Genomic DNA, 15,652 nt, shown 5'->3' on the forward strand with positions numbered 1-15,652 from the left:
GCCCGGTAGGGCAGAGGGGGGCGCTGTCCCGCCAACCTCTCGCCGTGTTCGGCGTCACAAGGCTACCCCTGCTCAGCCTGGATCCTGTTGTAATCGTGGATCGTCCGGCTGAGCCTTCGGCGCAGGAAATTCGAGATGTTGTCGAAGACGAACACCACGGCCAGCGTCAAGAGCACCATGTAGAAGACGTTCGCCCAGTTGGAATTGGTGCGCATCGCTTCCCAGAGTTTCAGGCCGATGCCGCCGGCGCCGACGGCGCCGATGATGGTGGCGCCTCTGGTGTTGGATTCCCACTGGTAGAGCGTCTGGCTGATGAAGACCGGGATCACTTCCGGCATCACGCCATAGCGCTGCACCAGCAGGCCATTGGCGCCGGTCGACTTGATGCCTTCGCGCGGCTTGTCGTCGATGTTTTCCAGGCTTTCCGAATAGGTTTTGCCGAGCGTGCCGATCTCGGTGAAGAAGATGGCAGCACTGCCTGCGAGCGGTCCGGGGCCGAAGGCGCGGGTGAAGAACAGCGCCCAGATCAGCATGTCGACCGAGCGCATGAAATCGAAGAAGCGCTTGAGTACCTGGCCGAGCAATCCGCTCGGCGTGATGTTGCGGGCGGCGAAGAAGGCGAGCGGGAAGGCGACGAGGCCGCCGAGCAGCGTGCCGAGAAACGCCATGACGATGGTCTGCAGAAGTTTCGTCCAGACGTCGCCATGCTGCCACTGCGCATTGTTCCAGATGTTGTCGCCGGCGAGCGCCAGGTTGGAAGTGCCTGGCTTCAGCTCAGGCCCGGACCAGATCAGCGAGATCACCTCACCGGCCGATTTGCCGAAGAAGGGCGAGCGCGTGTCGAAGACGAAATTCGCCCAACCGAGGAAGCGCTTGCGGACTTTCACACGGTCGACGGTAACGCGCACTTCGCCGACAAAGCCCATCTTCGCGACGATCTCGTCGTCATGCGCGGTGATCCAGTCGGGTACCGGCCCCGATATCACCGGCTTGCCGCTGGTCAGTGCGACGGGCACCGTCTCGCCATTGGCGACAATCGTCGCCCTGGTTTTGTCGAAGGTGACGGACTTGGCCTGGCCGTCGATCAGGACGGTGAAGGTGCCGTCCGCGTTCCTGACGACCCAGTCGGGATTGGGGCTGTCGCCAAGGGCGGAAAAGCGCGGGTATTTCGGCCTGATCTCGGGCTGGTCGAGGCGGAATTCCGGCTGCAGATCGTAGCTGATCCATTGCGACAGGAAGAGCGGCAGGCGCTCCCAATGCGATTCCCGCATCACTTGCGGCAGGTTGAAGAACCACAAGGCGTAAATGAGGTAAAGCACGGTGCCGGCGACCAGGAACAGCGGCCAGAAGCGCTGGTGGAAAGGCCGATGGAACACGTGCGGATAGCGGTCCTCGATGGCTTTGATCTCGTCGACAGTCATCGCCATAGTCAGGCCCCGCCCATCAGGAAAGCGTGCTCACCCACCAGCTTGCGGCGCAGCCAGGCGGAAAACTGGTCGATGATGAAGATGGTCGTGAACAACAACAGCACCAGCGCCAGTGTCTTGGCGCCGAAGCCGCGCGAGATGGAGAGCTTCAATTCCTCGCCGATGCCGCCGCCGCCGACGGCGCCGATGATGGTCGAGGCGCGTACGTTAATTTCGACGCGCAGCAGCGTGTAGGACATGAAATTGGGCAGTACCTGCGGCAGGTCGGCGAAACGCACCCGCTCGAACCAGTTGGCGCCGACCGCTTTCAGGCCTTCCTCGGCGCGCATGTCGATGTTCTCGTTGATCTCGTAGAACAGCTTGCCGAGCGCGCCGATCGAATGCAGGCCAATGGCGATGATGGCGGCGATCGGGCCTGTCGAGACGATGGCCGCGAACAGGCCAGCAATGACAATCTCCGGAAAGGCGCGCAGCAGTTCCATGAAGCGCTTGACGACGAGCCGCAGCGCCGGATGCGGCGTCAGGTTGCGCGCGGCGATGAAAGAAAACGGCACGGCGAAGATGAAGCCGATGAAGGTCGAGACCAGCGCCACGTTGACCGTGGTCAGCATCAGCTCGAAATATTCGGGGATGTAGAAACCGCCCCAGACATAGACGCGGCCGAGCGGGAAGTTGAATTCCTGGGTGCCGGTGTCATGTGGCGAGGCGATGTCGAACAGCGCCCGCCAGACGTCGTTCCAGTCCTTGGGGATCAGCCAGCTGAGGAAATCGAGGATGTGCGGCAGCCGGTCCCAGAAGTGGCCGGCGTTGGCCTCGTCGGCGAACCACATGCTGGAAAGCATCGCGGCAAGCAGCAGGCCGACGCCGAGCACGGTGTAGAGCCGACGCAGCGATGTCTGGCGCCGCCAGGCATCGGCCATCTGATGGGTGACGCCTTGGGGCGCTGTCACGGAAAGGGTCATGATCGGAGATGCAAAAAGGGCGGTGCGCTGAGCACCGCCCCTTTCGATTTCGCCGTTAGCCGCCGATGGCTGCCTTACGGGCTTCGACGATGACGTTGTAGAAGTCAGGCTTGACCGGAACGTAACCGGTGAAGTCGCCGCCTTCGACGCCCTCGAAGCAGGCCTTGTCCTTCTTCGGCAGGTCGGTGAAGAACGCGGTGAGCTTGGCGGTCATGTCGTCGCCGAGCGCGGTGCGCACGACCAGCGGGCCGTTCGGGATCAGGCCGGAACGCCAGACTTCGACGAAGTCGTTGGGGTCGACGGCGCCCTTGGCGGTTACCTTGTGAAAGGTGCCGGAGGTGTAGCCGTTCTTGAAGTCGCCAATGCCCGAGGAATCGTCGACCGCAACGTCGACCTTGCCGTCGCGCACGGCGAGGATGTTGTTCTCATGACCGCCATTGAACTGGGTAGAGGCGAAGTAGGCGTCGTTCGAGGCACCGGTGTCCTTCGGGATCTGGGTCAGCGGGATCAGGTAGCCCGAGGTCGAATCCGGATCGGCGTAGCCGAGCTTCTTGCCCTTGGCCGACTTGATGTCGGTAATGCCCGAGGACTTCAGCGCCAGGCCGATCGAATAATAGCCGGTGGCGCCGTCGGTCTGCTGGGTGGTGAGGATCGGGGTGACCGCCTTCGGGTCCTTGATGTAGACGCTGGCGTAACCGGAAGCGCCGAGTTCGGCGAAGTCGAGCGTGCCACCGAGCAGGCCCTGGATGACGCCGTCATAGTCGGCGGCCGGGAACAGCGACACTTTTTCGAAGCCGAATTCGGTCTTCAGATGGTCGGCCAGGCACTGGTAGTTGCGCAGACGGTCGGTTTCGTTCTCGCCGCCGAGGATGCCGACGCGGAATTCCTTCATGTCGGCCGCATGAGCAGTGCTGGTCGCCATGGCGAGCACCGAAACGGCGCTGAAAACCATCTTCCTGAACATTTTATCTCTCCTGTAGGTTCCGGCCCCGCGCCGGCAGCGTTCTTGATTTGACAGATGCCCTTGACGCGGGCTGACGATCCCAGCCGCTCAGTATCCCGGGAATGCCGGCTCGAGCGGGCTGGCGGATGCTTCGATCTTTTGCTTGTAGGCGATGCTGGTCGAGGTGATGGCCTCGGAGATTTCAGCGCCATTGCTGTCGGCGCCGTAGACCTGGCGCACCGCTTCGCGGTTGAGCTCTTCCGGCGCGCCGTCGAAGACGACCTTGCCGGCGGCCATGCCGATGATGCGGTTGCAATAGGCACGCGCGGTGTCCAGCGTGTGCAGGTTGGTGACGACGGTGATGCCCTCGCGCAGATTGATGTCCTGCAACGAGTCCATCACCACCTTGGCGTTGAGCGGGTCGAGCGAGGCGATCGGCTCGTCGGCGAGCAGCACCTTGGGCTGCTGCATCATGGCGCGGGCAATGGCGACACGCTGCTGCTGGCCGCCGGACAGCGTGCCGGCGGGCTGAAGTGCGGTGCGGGCGATATCGAGGCGTTCGAGCGCCGCGACCGCCTCGGCGCATTCGGCGCGGGTAAACATGCCGAGCAGGTTGGAGACGGTCGAACGGTGATTGAGCCGGCCAAGCAGCACGTTGGTCAGGACGTCGAGGCGCGGCACAAGGTTGAACTGCTGGAAGATCATGGCGCAGTCGCGTTGCCAGCGCCGCAAAGGTGAGCCGCGCAGCTGGGAAACCTCGGCGCCGTCAAAAAAAATCGACCCCTGGCTGGGGTCGATGAGACGGTTGATCATGCGGAGAAGGGTGGACTTGCCGGCGCCGGAACGACCGATGATGCCGACCATCTGGCCCTGCGGGATCGACAGGTCGATGGCGCTGACGGCGGTGTTCTTGCCAAATCGGCGGGACACGCCGCGGATTTCGAGCGTTGCTGACATGGCGTAACTTTCAGTCCGGTCGCAGTTTGAAGGTGTGTTAACCCTCGCTAGCGCAGCCGCATGAACCTGCGGTGTCGGATTGATGTCAGTTTTGTTACCGCCCACAGACCCTGCGCCGCCGGTGGTGCCGGTGGTCAGCCCAGCACCAGCAACTCCTCGAAATGCTTCATGTCCTTGAAGTTGCAGAAGGCCGGCGGCTGCAACTCGATCACCGGCGCCCTGCGGGCGAACTCGGCGAGACTGTCGTCGAAGAGGTCCTGCCAAGCGGCGGCCCTGTCATCAGCGAGGCGCTGGATCTGGTAGGCAAAGGTGATGTGGAAGGCGTAAGCGTCGTGATCGGGGTGGCGATAGCCGAACGGCACCGACAGCGCGTCGCGCCATGCGCTCATGACGCGCCGGTCCTCCTCCGTCGCGCCGGCAACGGTGAGCCCGGTCGGCACGACTTCGATCACCTCGATCTTGAATGGGCCGCGGCCCCGGAAGCCTTTCAAGCGCTCCAGATAGAGGCTGGTCATGGCGTCGATGCTGGTGTCGAGCGGCAGGTCCTGCGGCCAGTAAGGCAGGCGGCGGCGATATTCGATAATGCCCTGGAACAGCGTCATGTGCAGGCTGGAGATGGGCGTGAAGGCCAGCCGGTCGGCATCCGGCATGGCGCGCATGCGCTCGCGCACCTCGATGACAACAGCTTCGGAAGGCGACCCGTTGACGAGATGGCTGACGACCGTATTGCCGGGCTCGAGGAGGAAATTGCCAGCCGCGTCGTAACGGGTGCCGAGATGGGTGGGTGGCGTCGGATTGGCGCCTTCGAAGAAGGAGGCGAGCGAGGGTCTGACTGTGGCGAGCATGGGCGATCTCCTTCGGGAGATGGCGTCCTGTCCGAGTCATGTGTCAAGGGTGTGAAACTGCACGCCTCTACAGCATGCGATGCATCACGAAAGCGTCGATATAGCCCAGCCGCGGATGGTCGAATGCTTGCGGGATCGTGCCGACAATGTCGAAGCCCAGCCGAAGCCACAGCTTCACCGCGCGCTCGTTGCTGCTGATGACAAAGTTAAACTGCATGGCGCGGAAGCCGCGCTCGGCAGCGCGTTGCAAGGAATGCTCGCACATCGCAGTGGCGACGCCGCGGCCGCTCGAAGCCGCCGACGTGACGTAGCCGCAATTGGCGACGTGCGCGCCGCCGCCGCGTTGGTTGGCATGAAGATAATAGCAGCCAATCACATCGCCGGCTTCTTCCGCCACGAACACGTCGTGCCCATCGGAAAACCAGTAGCCCAGCGCTTGGTCGCGATTCCAGTCGCGAGGCAGCGCATAAGTTTCGCCGGCCCGCAGGACGGGTTCGAGAATTGACCAGATCGCATCTGCGTCGGCCGGTGTGGCGGGACGAATGGTCGGCACGGTCAGGAACCCGCGTGGGATGGACTAAAGCCAGATCGCGGCAAGGATGCCGAAAAAGATCAGAACGACAAAGGCTGTCACGATTCCGGGCTTCACGCCAGAGGCCGGAGGTGCGGGAGTGTCCCTTCGCAAGGGCTGCATGAAACCCTCAAACATCCCGTATTTTAGCATCAACGCATTTTCCTGAACATCGGCGAAACGCGCAACGGTTGGGGCTAGTCGCCATATTTCTCCAGGAAAGCCTCCGCCGACAGCTCGCGAAAATCGTCGAGCGCGGCGCGCAGCCTGGTATGGTCCCAATCCCACCAGGCAAGCGCCTGGTAGCGCTCCGCCGTGCGGCGGTCGAAGCGCTCGCGGATCGGCTTTGCCGGCACACCGCCGACGATGGTGTAGGGGGCGACATCCTTCGACACGACAGCGCCGGCGCCGACCGCGGCGCCGTCGCCGACAGTCACGCCGGGAAGGATGGTCGAGCCGTGGCCGAGCCAGGTGTCGTGGCCGATGGTGACGCGCTTGGCACGGCGCTGGGCGAAGAATTCCGTTTCGTGCTCGGCGTCGTCCCAATAGTCGGAGGCGCGGTAGGTGAAGTGATGCAGTGTCGGCCGCCAGGTCGGGTGGTTGGTGGCGTTGATGCGCACACTTGCTGCGATGTTGGAAAACTTGGCAATCGTCGCGCACCAGACGGCGCAGTCCTGCATCATGTAGGAATAGTCGCCGAGGATGCTCTCGGACACCCGGCTGCGGTCGGCGATCTCGGTCCAACGGCCCAATGTCGAGTTTTCGACCTGCGCCGTTTCGTGGACGAATGGCGCCTCCGACAATTTCCTGCTCATGCGGCGATTCTTCCAGCGGCGAAAGAGGTGACGTCGATGATGCGATCGGCGACGGCATCACGGACATCCAGGTCATGGAAGATGCCGAGCAAAGCGACGCCCGCCGCCTTCTTGGCGGCGATCAGCGCAACAACCACGTCGCGGTTTTTCGCATCGAGCGAGGCGGTCGGCTCGTCGAGCAGGAGGACCGGATGCTCGGTGATGAAACCGCGCGCGATGTTGACGCGCTGCTGTTCGCCGCCGGAGAAGGTTGCCGGCGGCAGCGCCCAGAGTTTTTCCGGCAGATTGAGCTGCGCCAAAAGCGACCGCGCCTTCGTTCGCGCGACTTCGCGCTCCTCGCCGCGCTCGACCAGTGGCTCGGCCACGACGTCCAGCGCCGAGACGCGCGGTACCGTGCGCAGGAACTGGCTGACATAGCCGATCGTCTGGCGGCGTACCGAGAGCACCGTGCGCGGGCTGGCCGTGGCGAGGTCGATCAGGCCGCCCTCATGCTGGACGATGATCTGGCCTTCATCGACGGCGTAATTGCCGTAGAGCATTTTCAGGATCGAACTCTTTCCGGCGCCCGAGGGGCCGCCGAGCACGGCGCATTCGCCGGCTCTGATTGCGAATGAGACCCCGGCGACAACCGGCAGTTTGATGCCGTCGCGCAGATGCATGGTGAAGCTCTTGGCGACGTCGGAGACAACGAGGGGCGTCGGCATTCTCACACCTGCAGGATCGAGGAAACAAGCAATTGCGTATAGGGCGCACGCGGATCGTCGAGGACGCGATCGGTGAGGCCGCTTTCGACGACGCGGCCGTCCTTCATCACCATCATGCGCTGCGACAGAAGCCGCGCCACAGCGAGATCGTGGGTGACGACGATCGCCGCGAGGCCGAGATCGGTGACCAGGCCGCGCAGCAGATCGAGCAGGCGTGCTTGCACCGAGACGTCGAGGCCGCCGGTCGGCTCGTCCATGAACATCAGCCGTGGGCCGGTGACCAGATTGCGGGCGATCTGCAGGCGCTGGCGCATGCCACCGGAGAAGGCGCGCGGCTCGTCGTCGATGCGGTCCTCGTCGATCTCGACGCGCGACAGCCAGTCGACGGCGGTGGCGCGGATCTTGCCGTAATGGCGGTCACCGACCGCCATCAGCCGCTCGCCGACATTGGCGCCGGCAGACACCGTCATGCGCAAGCCGTCGGCGGGATTCTGATGAACAAAGCCCCAGTCGGTGCGCATCAGGAAGCGGCGTTCGGCCTCGCTCATGCGGTAGAGCTCGCGGAACTGGCCGTCGCGCATGCGGTAGCTGGCGGTGCCGGAAGAGGGCAGCAGCCTCGTCGACAGGCAGTTGAGCAGCGTCGTCTTGCCGGAGCCGGATTCGCCGACGACAGCCAGAACTTCACCTGGCCAGAGATCGAAGGTGACGTTCTCGCAGCCGACGCGAGAGCCATAGAATTTGGACAGCGCCGAGACGCGCAGCAGCGGTTCGTCGGTCATTGCGCCGGCTCCATTTTTTCCGCGGCGAGATGGGGCTCGGGGGCAAGGTGGCCGCGATGGCCGTCTGCCCGCCGCTTCTCGCAATGGTCGGTGTCGGAACAGACGAACATGTGGCCGCCATGATCGTCGAGGATGACCTCGTCGAGATAGACATTCTCGGCCGCACACAGTGCACAGGGCTGGTCGAAGGTCTGCACCTCGAACGGATGGTCCTCAAAGTCGAGACTGACGACATCGGTGAAGGGCGGCACCGCATAGATGCGCTTTTCACGGCCGGCGCCGAATAATTGCAAGGCCGGCGAGCGGTGCATCTTGGGATTGTCGAATTTCGGCGTCGGCGACGGGTCCATGACATAGCGGCCTTCGACCTTGACCGGATAGGCATAGGTGGTGGCGATGCGGCCGTGCTTTGCGATGTCCTCATAGAGTTTCACATGCATGAGGCCGTATTCCTCAAGCGCATGCATTTTGCGGGTCTCGGTCTCGCGCGGCTCGAGGAAGCGCAATGGCTCGGGGATCGGCACCTGATAGACCAGAATTTGGCTGGCGCTGAGCGGATGTTCGGGGATGCGGTGGCGGGTCTGGATGATCGAGGCGCTGGCAGTGTCGGTAGTGACAGCGACATTGGCGACCTTCTTGAAGAAGGCACGGATCGAGACGGCATTGGTGGTGTCGTCGGCGCCCTGGTCGATGACCTTCAGCACATCGTCGGGGCCGATGATCGAGGCGGTGACCTGGACGCCGCCAGTGCCCCAGCCATAGGGCATCGGCATTTCGCGCGAGGCGAACGGCACCTGATAGCCGGGGATGGCGATGCCCTTGAGAATGGCGCGGCGGATCATCCTCTTGGTCTGTTCGTCGAGATAGGCGAAGTTGTAGGTGGCAATGTCGGTCGGTTGGGCGTTCATTCCGCGGCCTCCTTCTTTTCGTCCATCGCGATGGGATTCTCTCGCGCTTCGTATTCGGCGCGCATGCGGCGCACGAGGTCGAGTTCGGCCTGGAAGTCGACATAATGCGGCAGCTTCAGGTGCTCGACGAAGCCAGTCGCCTGGACATTGTCCGAGTGCGAGATGACGAACTCCTCGTCCTGCGCGGCGGCGACGACATCCTCGCCAAGTTCCGTTGCGCGCAGCGCGCGATCGCACAGCGCCATGGCCATCGCCTTGCGCTCACTCTGGCCGAAGACCAAGCCATAGCCACGCGTAAATTGCGGCGGCGCCTTGGCCGAACCCTTGAACTGGTTGACCATCTGGCATTCGGTGACGCGGACCGAGCCGAGCGGCACGGCGAAGCGCAGTTCCGGCACGTCGAGCTCCAGCTCGACCTCGCCGATGCGGATCTCGCCGACGAACGGGTGGTTGCGGGCATAGCCGCGCTGGGTGGAATAGCCGAGCGCCAGCAGGAAACCCTCATCGCCACGCGACAGCGCCTGCAGACGGATGTCGCGCGCCATCGGAAATTCCAGCGGCTCACGGGTGATGTCGCCGGGAACATGGTCCTGCGGCATCTCGCCGTCCGGCTCGATTAGGCCTTCGCGGGCAAGGATCGCCGAAACGCGCGGCATCGCCTGCGCTTCCGTCTCGCGCTGCAGCGGCTCGGCGACATCCGCACCGGCGGCAAGCTCGGGGTCGAGCAGCCGGTGCGTGTAGTCGAAGGTGGGTCCCAGCAACTGGCCGCCGGGCAGGTCCTTGTAGGTCGCCGACACGCGCCGCTCGACCAGCATCGCCCCGGTATCGATGGCGTTGGTGTAGCCGAAGCGCGGCAACGTAGTTCGGTAAGCGCGAACCAGGAAGATCGCTTCGATCAGGTCGCCGCGCGCCTGGGCGATGGCGAGCGCGGCCAGTTCACGGTCGTAAAGCGAGCCTTCGCTCATCACCCGGTCGACGCCGAGCGCCAGCTGCTCGACGATCTGGTCGAGGCGCAGTGCCGGCACCGAACGGTCGCCGCGCCGGCGGTCGGCGAGCAGGCTGTGGGCATTGGCAATTGCGGCTTCACCGCCTTTTACCGCGACATACATTTTTACGCCTCCATCGTCTTGATGCGTGTCGTGCGCGGCAGGCAGGCGACGCCGTCAGGCACCGCCAGGATGATATCGACGCCGCGCGGAAAGCGGCTGATGTTCTGCTTCCACTGTTCGACGAAGTGCCGCGGCATCTGCGCCGGCGCGATGGTCGCGGTGGTTTCGATGCCGGGACCTTCGAGCAGCAGCGGCGCGCCAGAGACGAGATTGCCGACTTGCAGGATCAGCGTCGTCGAGCGATCGGGGTAGTCCTGCGTGCCTTGCGAAAAACCGTCGAGCGCCGCCATCTCCGCCGGGTTGGCGATCAAGGCGAAATGCGCATCGGCCGGCGTGTTGGCAAGCGGGGCGCCGGCGTGGAAACCGAGCCAAGCTTTTACCGCGGCCGAAGCCTGCAGAGCTGGGTCGAGCCAGAGCGGGGTGTCGTGGTCGCACAGCGCCAGCGCGATGGCGCCGGCGGTGGCCGACAGCGGCGCCGGCGGGCGGGTGAAGGCCGGCAGAGGCTGAACGCTGCCCGGCCGCGCCATGGCGTCCATGACGGCGCGGAAGACGGTCCGGGCGTTGAACACCGGATCGGCGAAACCACCGTCGATCGATTGGGCTGCGATGTCCATCAGTCTTCTCCGCGCACCATGGTGAAGAAATCCACTTTCGTTGCCGCCGTCTCGGCGCGGCGCTTTTCTCGTGCCTCGCCTTGGGCGGCCCGCAGCGGCGCCACCAGCGCGGTCTCGACCGTCTGACGCTGGGCTGGGTCCTGCCAGAGCGCGTCGGCGATCGCCGCCAGCTTCGCCTTCTTCCGGTCGCGGCCGAGCATGTAACTGTGGCCGACCTGCCCGGTCGGCAGCCGCACGGTGGCGCGGGTGACCGTGGTCTCGCCGACATTGAAGGGCGCGCCGCCGCCGCCGATGCGGCCGCGTACGGTGACCAGGCCGGTTTCCGGCCCGCGCAAAAGCTCGGCTTCCGAGGTCAGGCCGGCCTCGTTCCAGAGGCGGGCGATGTCGTCGCCGCTCGCCTGCGCCAGCGTCGCCATGACGGCTTTGCGCTCGGCCTGGTCGCGGGCTTCCTGTCCTCGCATGCAGCAACTCCCCGAATGTGTAAAATTTGTCTAGTGATATAGACAACTATACAAATTATACCTATTATCTAACCCGTGTCCATGACGGGTGGATGACATGGGCGTGATCGGGCAAAAATGGCCGGGCAACAGATGGCGAGCAGCATTGAACGGCGCAGCGGCGTCTCATTGTGGCGGCAGATCGCCGACCAGATCCTGCATTCGATCGCCGCCGGCGATTTTGCCGAGAATGCCGCGCTGCCGCCGGAAGTGGCGCTGGCTGAGCGCTACGGCGTCAACCGCCACACAGTGCGCAGCGCCATATCGGCGCTGGTTCAGGAAGGCGTGCTGCGGGCCGAGCAGGGGCGCGGCACCTTCGTGTTGTCGCGCAAGCGGCTGTCCTACCCGATCGGCGCCCGCACGCGGTTTTCGACGGGCCTGCAAGGGCAGACGTCGGAACGCCATATCGTGCTGCTCACATCAGCGGTCGAACCGGCCAGCCAGCGCGTCGCCGACGGGCTTGGGCTTGTGAGGGGCACTGAGGTGATCCGGCTGGAGACGCGCGGCGAAGCCGACGGCCGGCCGGTGTCGCGCGCCGCCAGCTGGTACGAGGCAAAGCGTTTCGCAGGCATCGATGCCGTGATGGCGGAGACCGGTTCGATCACCGCCTCGCTCCGGCGTTTCGGCGTGGATGATTATCTCAGGCAATCGACGGTTCTGTCGGCACGCCATGCCGATGCCGCCGACCTTGCCGACCTCAACCTGCAGCCGGGGGCCATCGTGCTGGTCGCCGTCGCCGTCAACGTCACGACGGATGGCCGACCGGTCCAGTTCTCCGAAACGCGGTTTCCGGCGGAGCGGGTGGAGCTGAAACTGTCGGCGCTGTAAGCCCGTCTGCTGGCCCTACGCGATCTCGATCACAGCCTTGATCAGCCCGGATTTCTCATGCGCCCAGCGGGCGAGATCGTGCGGCGTATCGGCCAGCGTCGTGCGATGGGTGACGAGTTTCGCCAGCGGCACGGCGCCGTTGCGGATGGAGGCGGCGACGTGGTCGAAGTCGGCCCTGAGCGCATTGCGGCTGCCGACCAAGGTCATCTCGCGCTTGTGGAATTCGGGGTCGGAAAAGACGATGTCGTCCTTGACGACGCTGACCAGAACCAGCGTGCCGCCATGCGCGACGTGGGAGAAGGCAGATTGCACCGAGGCGGTGTTGCCGGTGGCGTCGAAAACCACGTCGAAGCCTTCGGCGCCGGTTGCATCGCGCACCAGTTCGGCTGCCGCCTTTTGCGAGCCGTCGAGCGTGGCGAAGCCGACTTCGCCTTTGGCAAAATCCAGCCGCTCCGTGCTCATGTCGAGCAGGCTGACATCGAGCCCGGCAATGCGGGCGAAGATCGCCGTGCCAAGCCCAATCGGCCCTGCGCCGATGACCAGCGTGCGGGCGCCTGGTTCAGCGCGGGCACGGCGCACGGCATGCGCGCCGATCGCAAGAAATTCGACGGCAGCGGCATCGGCCAGCGACAGGCCGTTTGCCGGATAAAGATTCTGCGCCGGCACCAGGATCTGCTCGGCCATGGCGCCGTCGCGATGCACGCCGAGCACTTCGATCCGCACACAGCAATTCGGCTTGCCCTGCCGGCAGGCGATGCATTTGCCGCAAGCGAGATAGGGGTTGATGATGACGGGCTCGCCGACGGAGAGGTCAACCCCTTCGCCGGCCTCGATGACCGTGCCCGACACTTCGTGGCCCATGATGCGGGGGTAGGCAAGGAACGGGTGCTTGCCCTCGAAGATGTGGTAGTCGGTACCGCATATGCCGATATGGCTGACCGCGACCAGCGCCCAGCCGGCAGGTGGTGCGCCTGGTGCGGCGCGGTCTTCCAGGACAAGGTCGCCAGGCGAGCGGCAAACGACGGCTTTCATTCAGCAATTCCAGTGTTCAAAAAAGGCGCCGGTCCGTCGAGCGGACCGGCGAAAAGGTCAGGGAGGACTATTTGCCGCGACGGCGCAGGCCGTCGAAATAGACGATGATGATGATCAGCGCGCCGGTAATGATGCGCTGCCAGAAGGCGTTGACGTTCAAGAGGTTGGCGCCGTTGTTGATGGTGGCGAGGATGAAGGCGCCAAGCAGCGGCCCGTGCACGGAGCCGACGGCGCCGAACAGCGAGGTGCCGCCGATCACCGAGGAGGCGATCGCCTGCAGTTCCCAGCCCTCGGCCTGGGTCGGGTTGCCGATACCAATGCGGGAGGCCAGCAGCACGCCGACAAAGGCGGCGCACAGGCCCGACAGCGTGTAGGCCATGTAGATCGTGCGCTGGACATTGACGCCCGACAGGCGCGAGGCCTCGGCGTTGGAACCGACCGAGAAGAGATAGCGGCCCCAGCGGCTGTGGTGGAGGAAGATATAGGCCGGAATGCCGACCAAGATCACCATCCAGAACAGATTGGGGACGCCGAGGAAGGAGTTGCGCGAGAATTCCTGGAAGGCGTCGTTGTTGATCGAGATCGAGTTGCCGTTGGTCATCAACAGGCCGATGCCGCGCAGCGAGGTGAGCGTCGCCAGCGTGATGATGAAAGGCGGCAGGCCCATTTTGACGATGCCGAAGCCGTGGAACATGCCGATGGCGACGCCGACCAGAAGCGTGATCAGGATGGCGAGGAAAACCGGCATGCCGGCGTTGATCAGCATGGCGGCGATGACGGTGGCGAAGCCGACCACGGCGCCGACGGATAGATCGATACCGCCGGTGATGATGACGAAGGTCTGGCCGACCGCCAGGATAGCGATCATCGAGCCCTGGCGCAGCAGGTTCGAGATGTTGTTGGCCGAGGCGAAGCTCTGCGTCGACACCGACAGGATGATCCAAAGCAGAACCAGCAGCGCCAGCAGCGTCAACCCGAACAGGGCGTTGTAGTTGCGCTTCGGCTTTTCGGCGGCAATGGCCTCGGTGCTCATGTCTGACCTCCCTTTTTTTCTTGTTTCTCGGCGAGCGCCTGAGAGAGAATTTCCTCGTGGTCGGCGCTGCGGAACCCGTGCGTGGCCACCAGCTTGCCGCGCCGGAACACATGCAGCGTGTCGGCCAGCTCATAGACTTCCGGCAGGTACGACGAGATCAGGATGATGCCGGCGCCCTTGGACAAAAGCGCGCCGAACAGGCGGTAGATCTCGGCCTTGGTGCCGACATCGACGCCGACCGTCGGCTCGTCGAAGATGAACAGCTTGGCGCCGTGCGCCAGCCACTTGCCAATGACGATCTTCTGCTGGTTGCCGCCCGACAGGCTGGAGGCGAGGGCGCCGCGTGTCGGCGTCTTGATCCGGAGGTCGGCGATCTGGCGATCGGCCTCGGCCTTCTCCTTTGCGCCGGAGATCAGCATGTTCCTGGATATGCGCTTGTAGATCGGCAGATTGAGGTTGAGGCCTACGGGCAGGTTCAGGCACAGGCCCTGGTCGCGGCGGCTTTCAGGCGCCAGCGCCATGCCGAGCCTGATCGCGTCGTGCTCGGAGTTGACCTGGACTTCCTTGCCTTCCCAGAGAATCTGGCCGGCCGACTTGCGATGGCGGCCATAGAGCGTGGTGACGAACTCACTGCGGCCGGCGCCGATCAGGCCGTAGAGCCCGACGATCTCGCCCGCGCGGACGGTCATCGAGACGTTTTCGAAGCCCTTGCCGGACAGGTTCCTCGCTTCGACGATCATCGCGCCGGGCGTGAAATGCTCCTTGTGGTAGACCTGCTCGATCGAGCGGTTGATCATCATCTTGACCAGCTCGGCGTCGTTGGTCTCAGCGATGTTCCTGGTGCCGACCAGCGTGCCGTCGCGCAGCACCGAGACACGGTCGGCGAGTTCGAACACCTCTTCCATGCGGTGGCTGATGTAGATGATGGTGACGCCTTCGCCCTTGAGGCGGCGGATCAGCTTGAACAGCTGGTCGGCCTCCTTGCGGGTGAGGTAGGCGGTCGGCTCGTCGAAGATCAGGAACTTGGTGCCGCGCACCGTGGCGCGGGCGGCGGCGATCAGCTGCTGCTGGCCGATGGTGAGGTCGCCGAGCACGACATGCGCCGGCAGGTCGAAACCGAGACCGTCTATGATCTTTTGCGCATCCTTGACCATGGCGCGCTGCTGGAGGATGCCGAAACGGGACTCCTCCTCGCCGAGGAACATGTTGGCGGCGACGGTGAGGTGGCGGCAAAGCACGACTTCCTGGTGCACGGCATTGATGCCGAGCGCCATCGCCTCGTGCGGGGTGGCGAGCGCCGCCGGCTTGCCTTCCCAGATGACGTCGCCGGAGGTACGCGGCATGACGCCGGTGAGAAGCTTGATCAGGGTGGATTTGCCGGCGCCGTTTTCGCCGACGATGGCGTGGATTTCGCCAGCCTTGAAGGCGAGGTGGACCGGCTTCAGGGCATGCGTGCCAGGATAGCGCTTTTCCAGACCGTGCAGTTCGAGGATTGTCCTGCCGGGCTCCAGCGTTGGGTGCGGGTGCAGTTCCTGCGCCGTCGACGTCATGACAATCCTCCCAGATTGGCCTTGCGATTGGCACGTGGCGTGGCATGGACACGCCTCAAAAACAGCCTAGCCCAA

The 15,652-nt window shown here is 64.3% G+C and carries 17 protein-coding genes; 1 reads left to right on the forward strand and 16 read right to left on the reverse strand.

Going from position 1 to position 15,652, the window contains the following annotated elements; all coding sequences use genetic code 11:
• Positions 1 to 62 precede the first annotated feature (62 nt).
• The 13 genes from phnE (AC04SG_RS19670) to phnG all read right to left on the reverse strand — a co-directional run bounded on the left by phnE (AC04SG_RS19670) (position 63) and on the right by phnG (position 11,095).
• On the reverse strand, positions 63 to 1,427 hold the full coding sequence (gene phnE, locus AC04SG_RS19670) for a phosphonate ABC transporter, permease protein PhnE (RefSeq protein WP_488552400.1): 1,365 nt from the start codon (positions 1,425 to 1,427) through the stop codon (positions 63 to 65).
• A 2-nt stretch (positions 1,428 to 1,429) separates the two neighbouring features.
• On the reverse strand, positions 1,430 to 2,389 hold the full coding sequence (gene phnE, locus AC04SG_RS19675) for a phosphonate ABC transporter, permease protein PhnE (protein WP_488552401.1): 960 nt from the start codon (positions 2,387 to 2,389) through the stop codon (positions 1,430 to 1,432).
• Between the two features lie 55 nt (positions 2,390 to 2,444).
• Positions 2,445 to 3,353 carry a phosphonate ABC transporter substrate-binding protein gene (phnD, locus tag AC04SG_RS19680; RefSeq protein ID WP_488552402.1) on the reverse strand — a complete coding sequence of 303 codons (909 nt, stop codon included), beginning with the start codon at positions 3,351 to 3,353 and terminating at the stop codon, positions 2,445 to 2,447.
• 87 nt (positions 3,354 to 3,440) lie between these two features.
• Entirely contained in the window at positions 3,441 to 4,289 is an 849-nt protein-coding gene (phnC, locus tag AC04SG_RS19685) for a phosphonate ABC transporter ATP-binding protein (RefSeq protein ID WP_436261435.1), read from the reverse strand.
• A gap of 134 nt (positions 4,290 to 4,423) precedes the next feature.
• On the reverse strand, positions 4,424 to 5,134 hold the full coding sequence (locus AC04SG_RS19690) for a DUF1868 domain-containing protein (RefSeq protein WP_488552403.1): 711 nt from the start codon (positions 5,132 to 5,134) through the stop codon (positions 4,424 to 4,426).
• Positions 5,135 to 5,201: 67 nt separating this feature from the next.
• Positions 5,202 to 5,693, reverse strand: coding sequence for a GNAT family N-acetyltransferase (locus AC04SG_RS19695; protein WP_488552448.1), 492 nt, complete (start codon positions 5,691 to 5,693; stop codon positions 5,202 to 5,204).
• A gap of 209 nt (positions 5,694 to 5,902) precedes the next feature.
• A complete protein-coding gene (locus AC04SG_RS19700; protein ID WP_488552404.1) occupies positions 5,903 to 6,520 on the reverse strand; it encodes a DapH/DapD/GlmU-related protein in 618 nt (205 codons plus the stop codon).
• Positions 6,517 to 7,224 carry a phosphonate C-P lyase system protein PhnL gene (gene phnL, locus AC04SG_RS19705; RefSeq protein WP_488552405.1) on the reverse strand — a complete coding sequence of 236 codons (708 nt, stop codon included), beginning with the start codon at positions 7,222 to 7,224 and terminating at the stop codon, positions 6,517 to 6,519. Before phnL ends, AC04SG_RS19700 begins: the two co-directional genes overlap by 4 nt.
• Before the next feature lie 2 nt (positions 7,225 to 7,226).
• Positions 7,227 to 8,003, reverse strand: a complete 777-nt coding sequence (phnK, locus tag AC04SG_RS19710) for a phosphonate C-P lyase system protein PhnK (protein WP_488552406.1) — start codon at positions 8,001 to 8,003, stop codon at positions 7,227 to 7,229.
• Complete coding sequence (locus AC04SG_RS19715; protein ID WP_488552407.1) at positions 8,000 to 8,911, reverse strand: alpha-D-ribose 1-methylphosphonate 5-phosphate C-P-lyase PhnJ; 912 nt, start codon at positions 8,909 to 8,911, stop codon at positions 8,000 to 8,002. Before AC04SG_RS19715 ends, phnK begins: the two co-directional genes overlap by 4 nt.
• The gene (locus AC04SG_RS19720) at positions 8,908 to 10,020 is read right to left on the reverse strand and encodes a carbon-phosphorus lyase complex subunit (protein WP_488552408.1); all 1,113 of its coding nucleotides are present in this window, start codon (positions 10,018 to 10,020) and stop codon (positions 8,908 to 8,910) included. The genes AC04SG_RS19715 and AC04SG_RS19720 overlap by 4 nt, the downstream gene beginning before the upstream one ends.
• Before the next feature lie 2 nt (positions 10,021 to 10,022).
• Positions 10,023 to 10,634, reverse strand: a complete 612-nt coding sequence (phnH, locus tag AC04SG_RS19725; RefSeq protein ID WP_488552409.1) for a phosphonate C-P lyase system protein PhnH — start codon at positions 10,632 to 10,634, stop codon at positions 10,023 to 10,025.
• Positions 10,634 to 11,095 carry a phosphonate C-P lyase system protein PhnG gene (gene phnG / locus AC04SG_RS19730; protein ID WP_352561810.1) on the reverse strand — a complete coding sequence of 154 codons (462 nt, stop codon included), beginning with the start codon at positions 11,093 to 11,095 and terminating at the stop codon, positions 10,634 to 10,636. Before phnG ends, phnH begins: the two co-directional genes overlap by 1 nt.
• 117 nt (positions 11,096 to 11,212) lie before the next feature.
• Here phnG and phnF point away from each other — a divergent pair, with 117 nt between their 5' ends.
• Positions 11,213 to 11,962 carry a phosphonate metabolism transcriptional regulator PhnF gene (gene phnF / locus AC04SG_RS19735; RefSeq protein ID WP_112562942.1) on the forward strand — a complete coding sequence of 250 codons (750 nt, stop codon included), beginning with the start codon at positions 11,213 to 11,215 and terminating at the stop codon, positions 11,960 to 11,962.
• Positions 11,963 to 11,977: 15 nt separating this feature from the next.
• Here phnF and AC04SG_RS19740 read toward each other — a convergent pair whose 3' ends face one another.
• The 3 genes from AC04SG_RS19740 to AC04SG_RS19750 form a co-directional block, all read right to left on the reverse strand.
• On the reverse strand, positions 11,978 to 12,994 hold the full coding sequence (locus tag AC04SG_RS19740) for a zinc-binding alcohol dehydrogenase family protein (protein ID WP_488552410.1): 1,017 nt from the start codon (positions 12,992 to 12,994) through the stop codon (positions 11,978 to 11,980).
• 67 nt (positions 12,995 to 13,061) lie between these two features.
• A complete protein-coding gene (locus AC04SG_RS19745) occupies positions 13,062 to 14,027 on the reverse strand; it encodes an ABC transporter permease (protein ID WP_488552411.1) in 966 nt (321 codons plus the stop codon).
• A complete protein-coding gene (locus AC04SG_RS19750; RefSeq protein WP_488552412.1) occupies positions 14,024 to 15,577 on the reverse strand; it encodes a sugar ABC transporter ATP-binding protein in 1,554 nt (517 codons plus the stop codon). Before AC04SG_RS19750 ends, AC04SG_RS19745 begins: the two co-directional genes overlap by 4 nt.
• Between the last annotated feature and the right edge of the window lie 75 nt (positions 15,578 to 15,652).

The sequence above is a fragment of the Mesorhizobium sp. CNPSo 4684 genome (assembly GCF_057784315.1).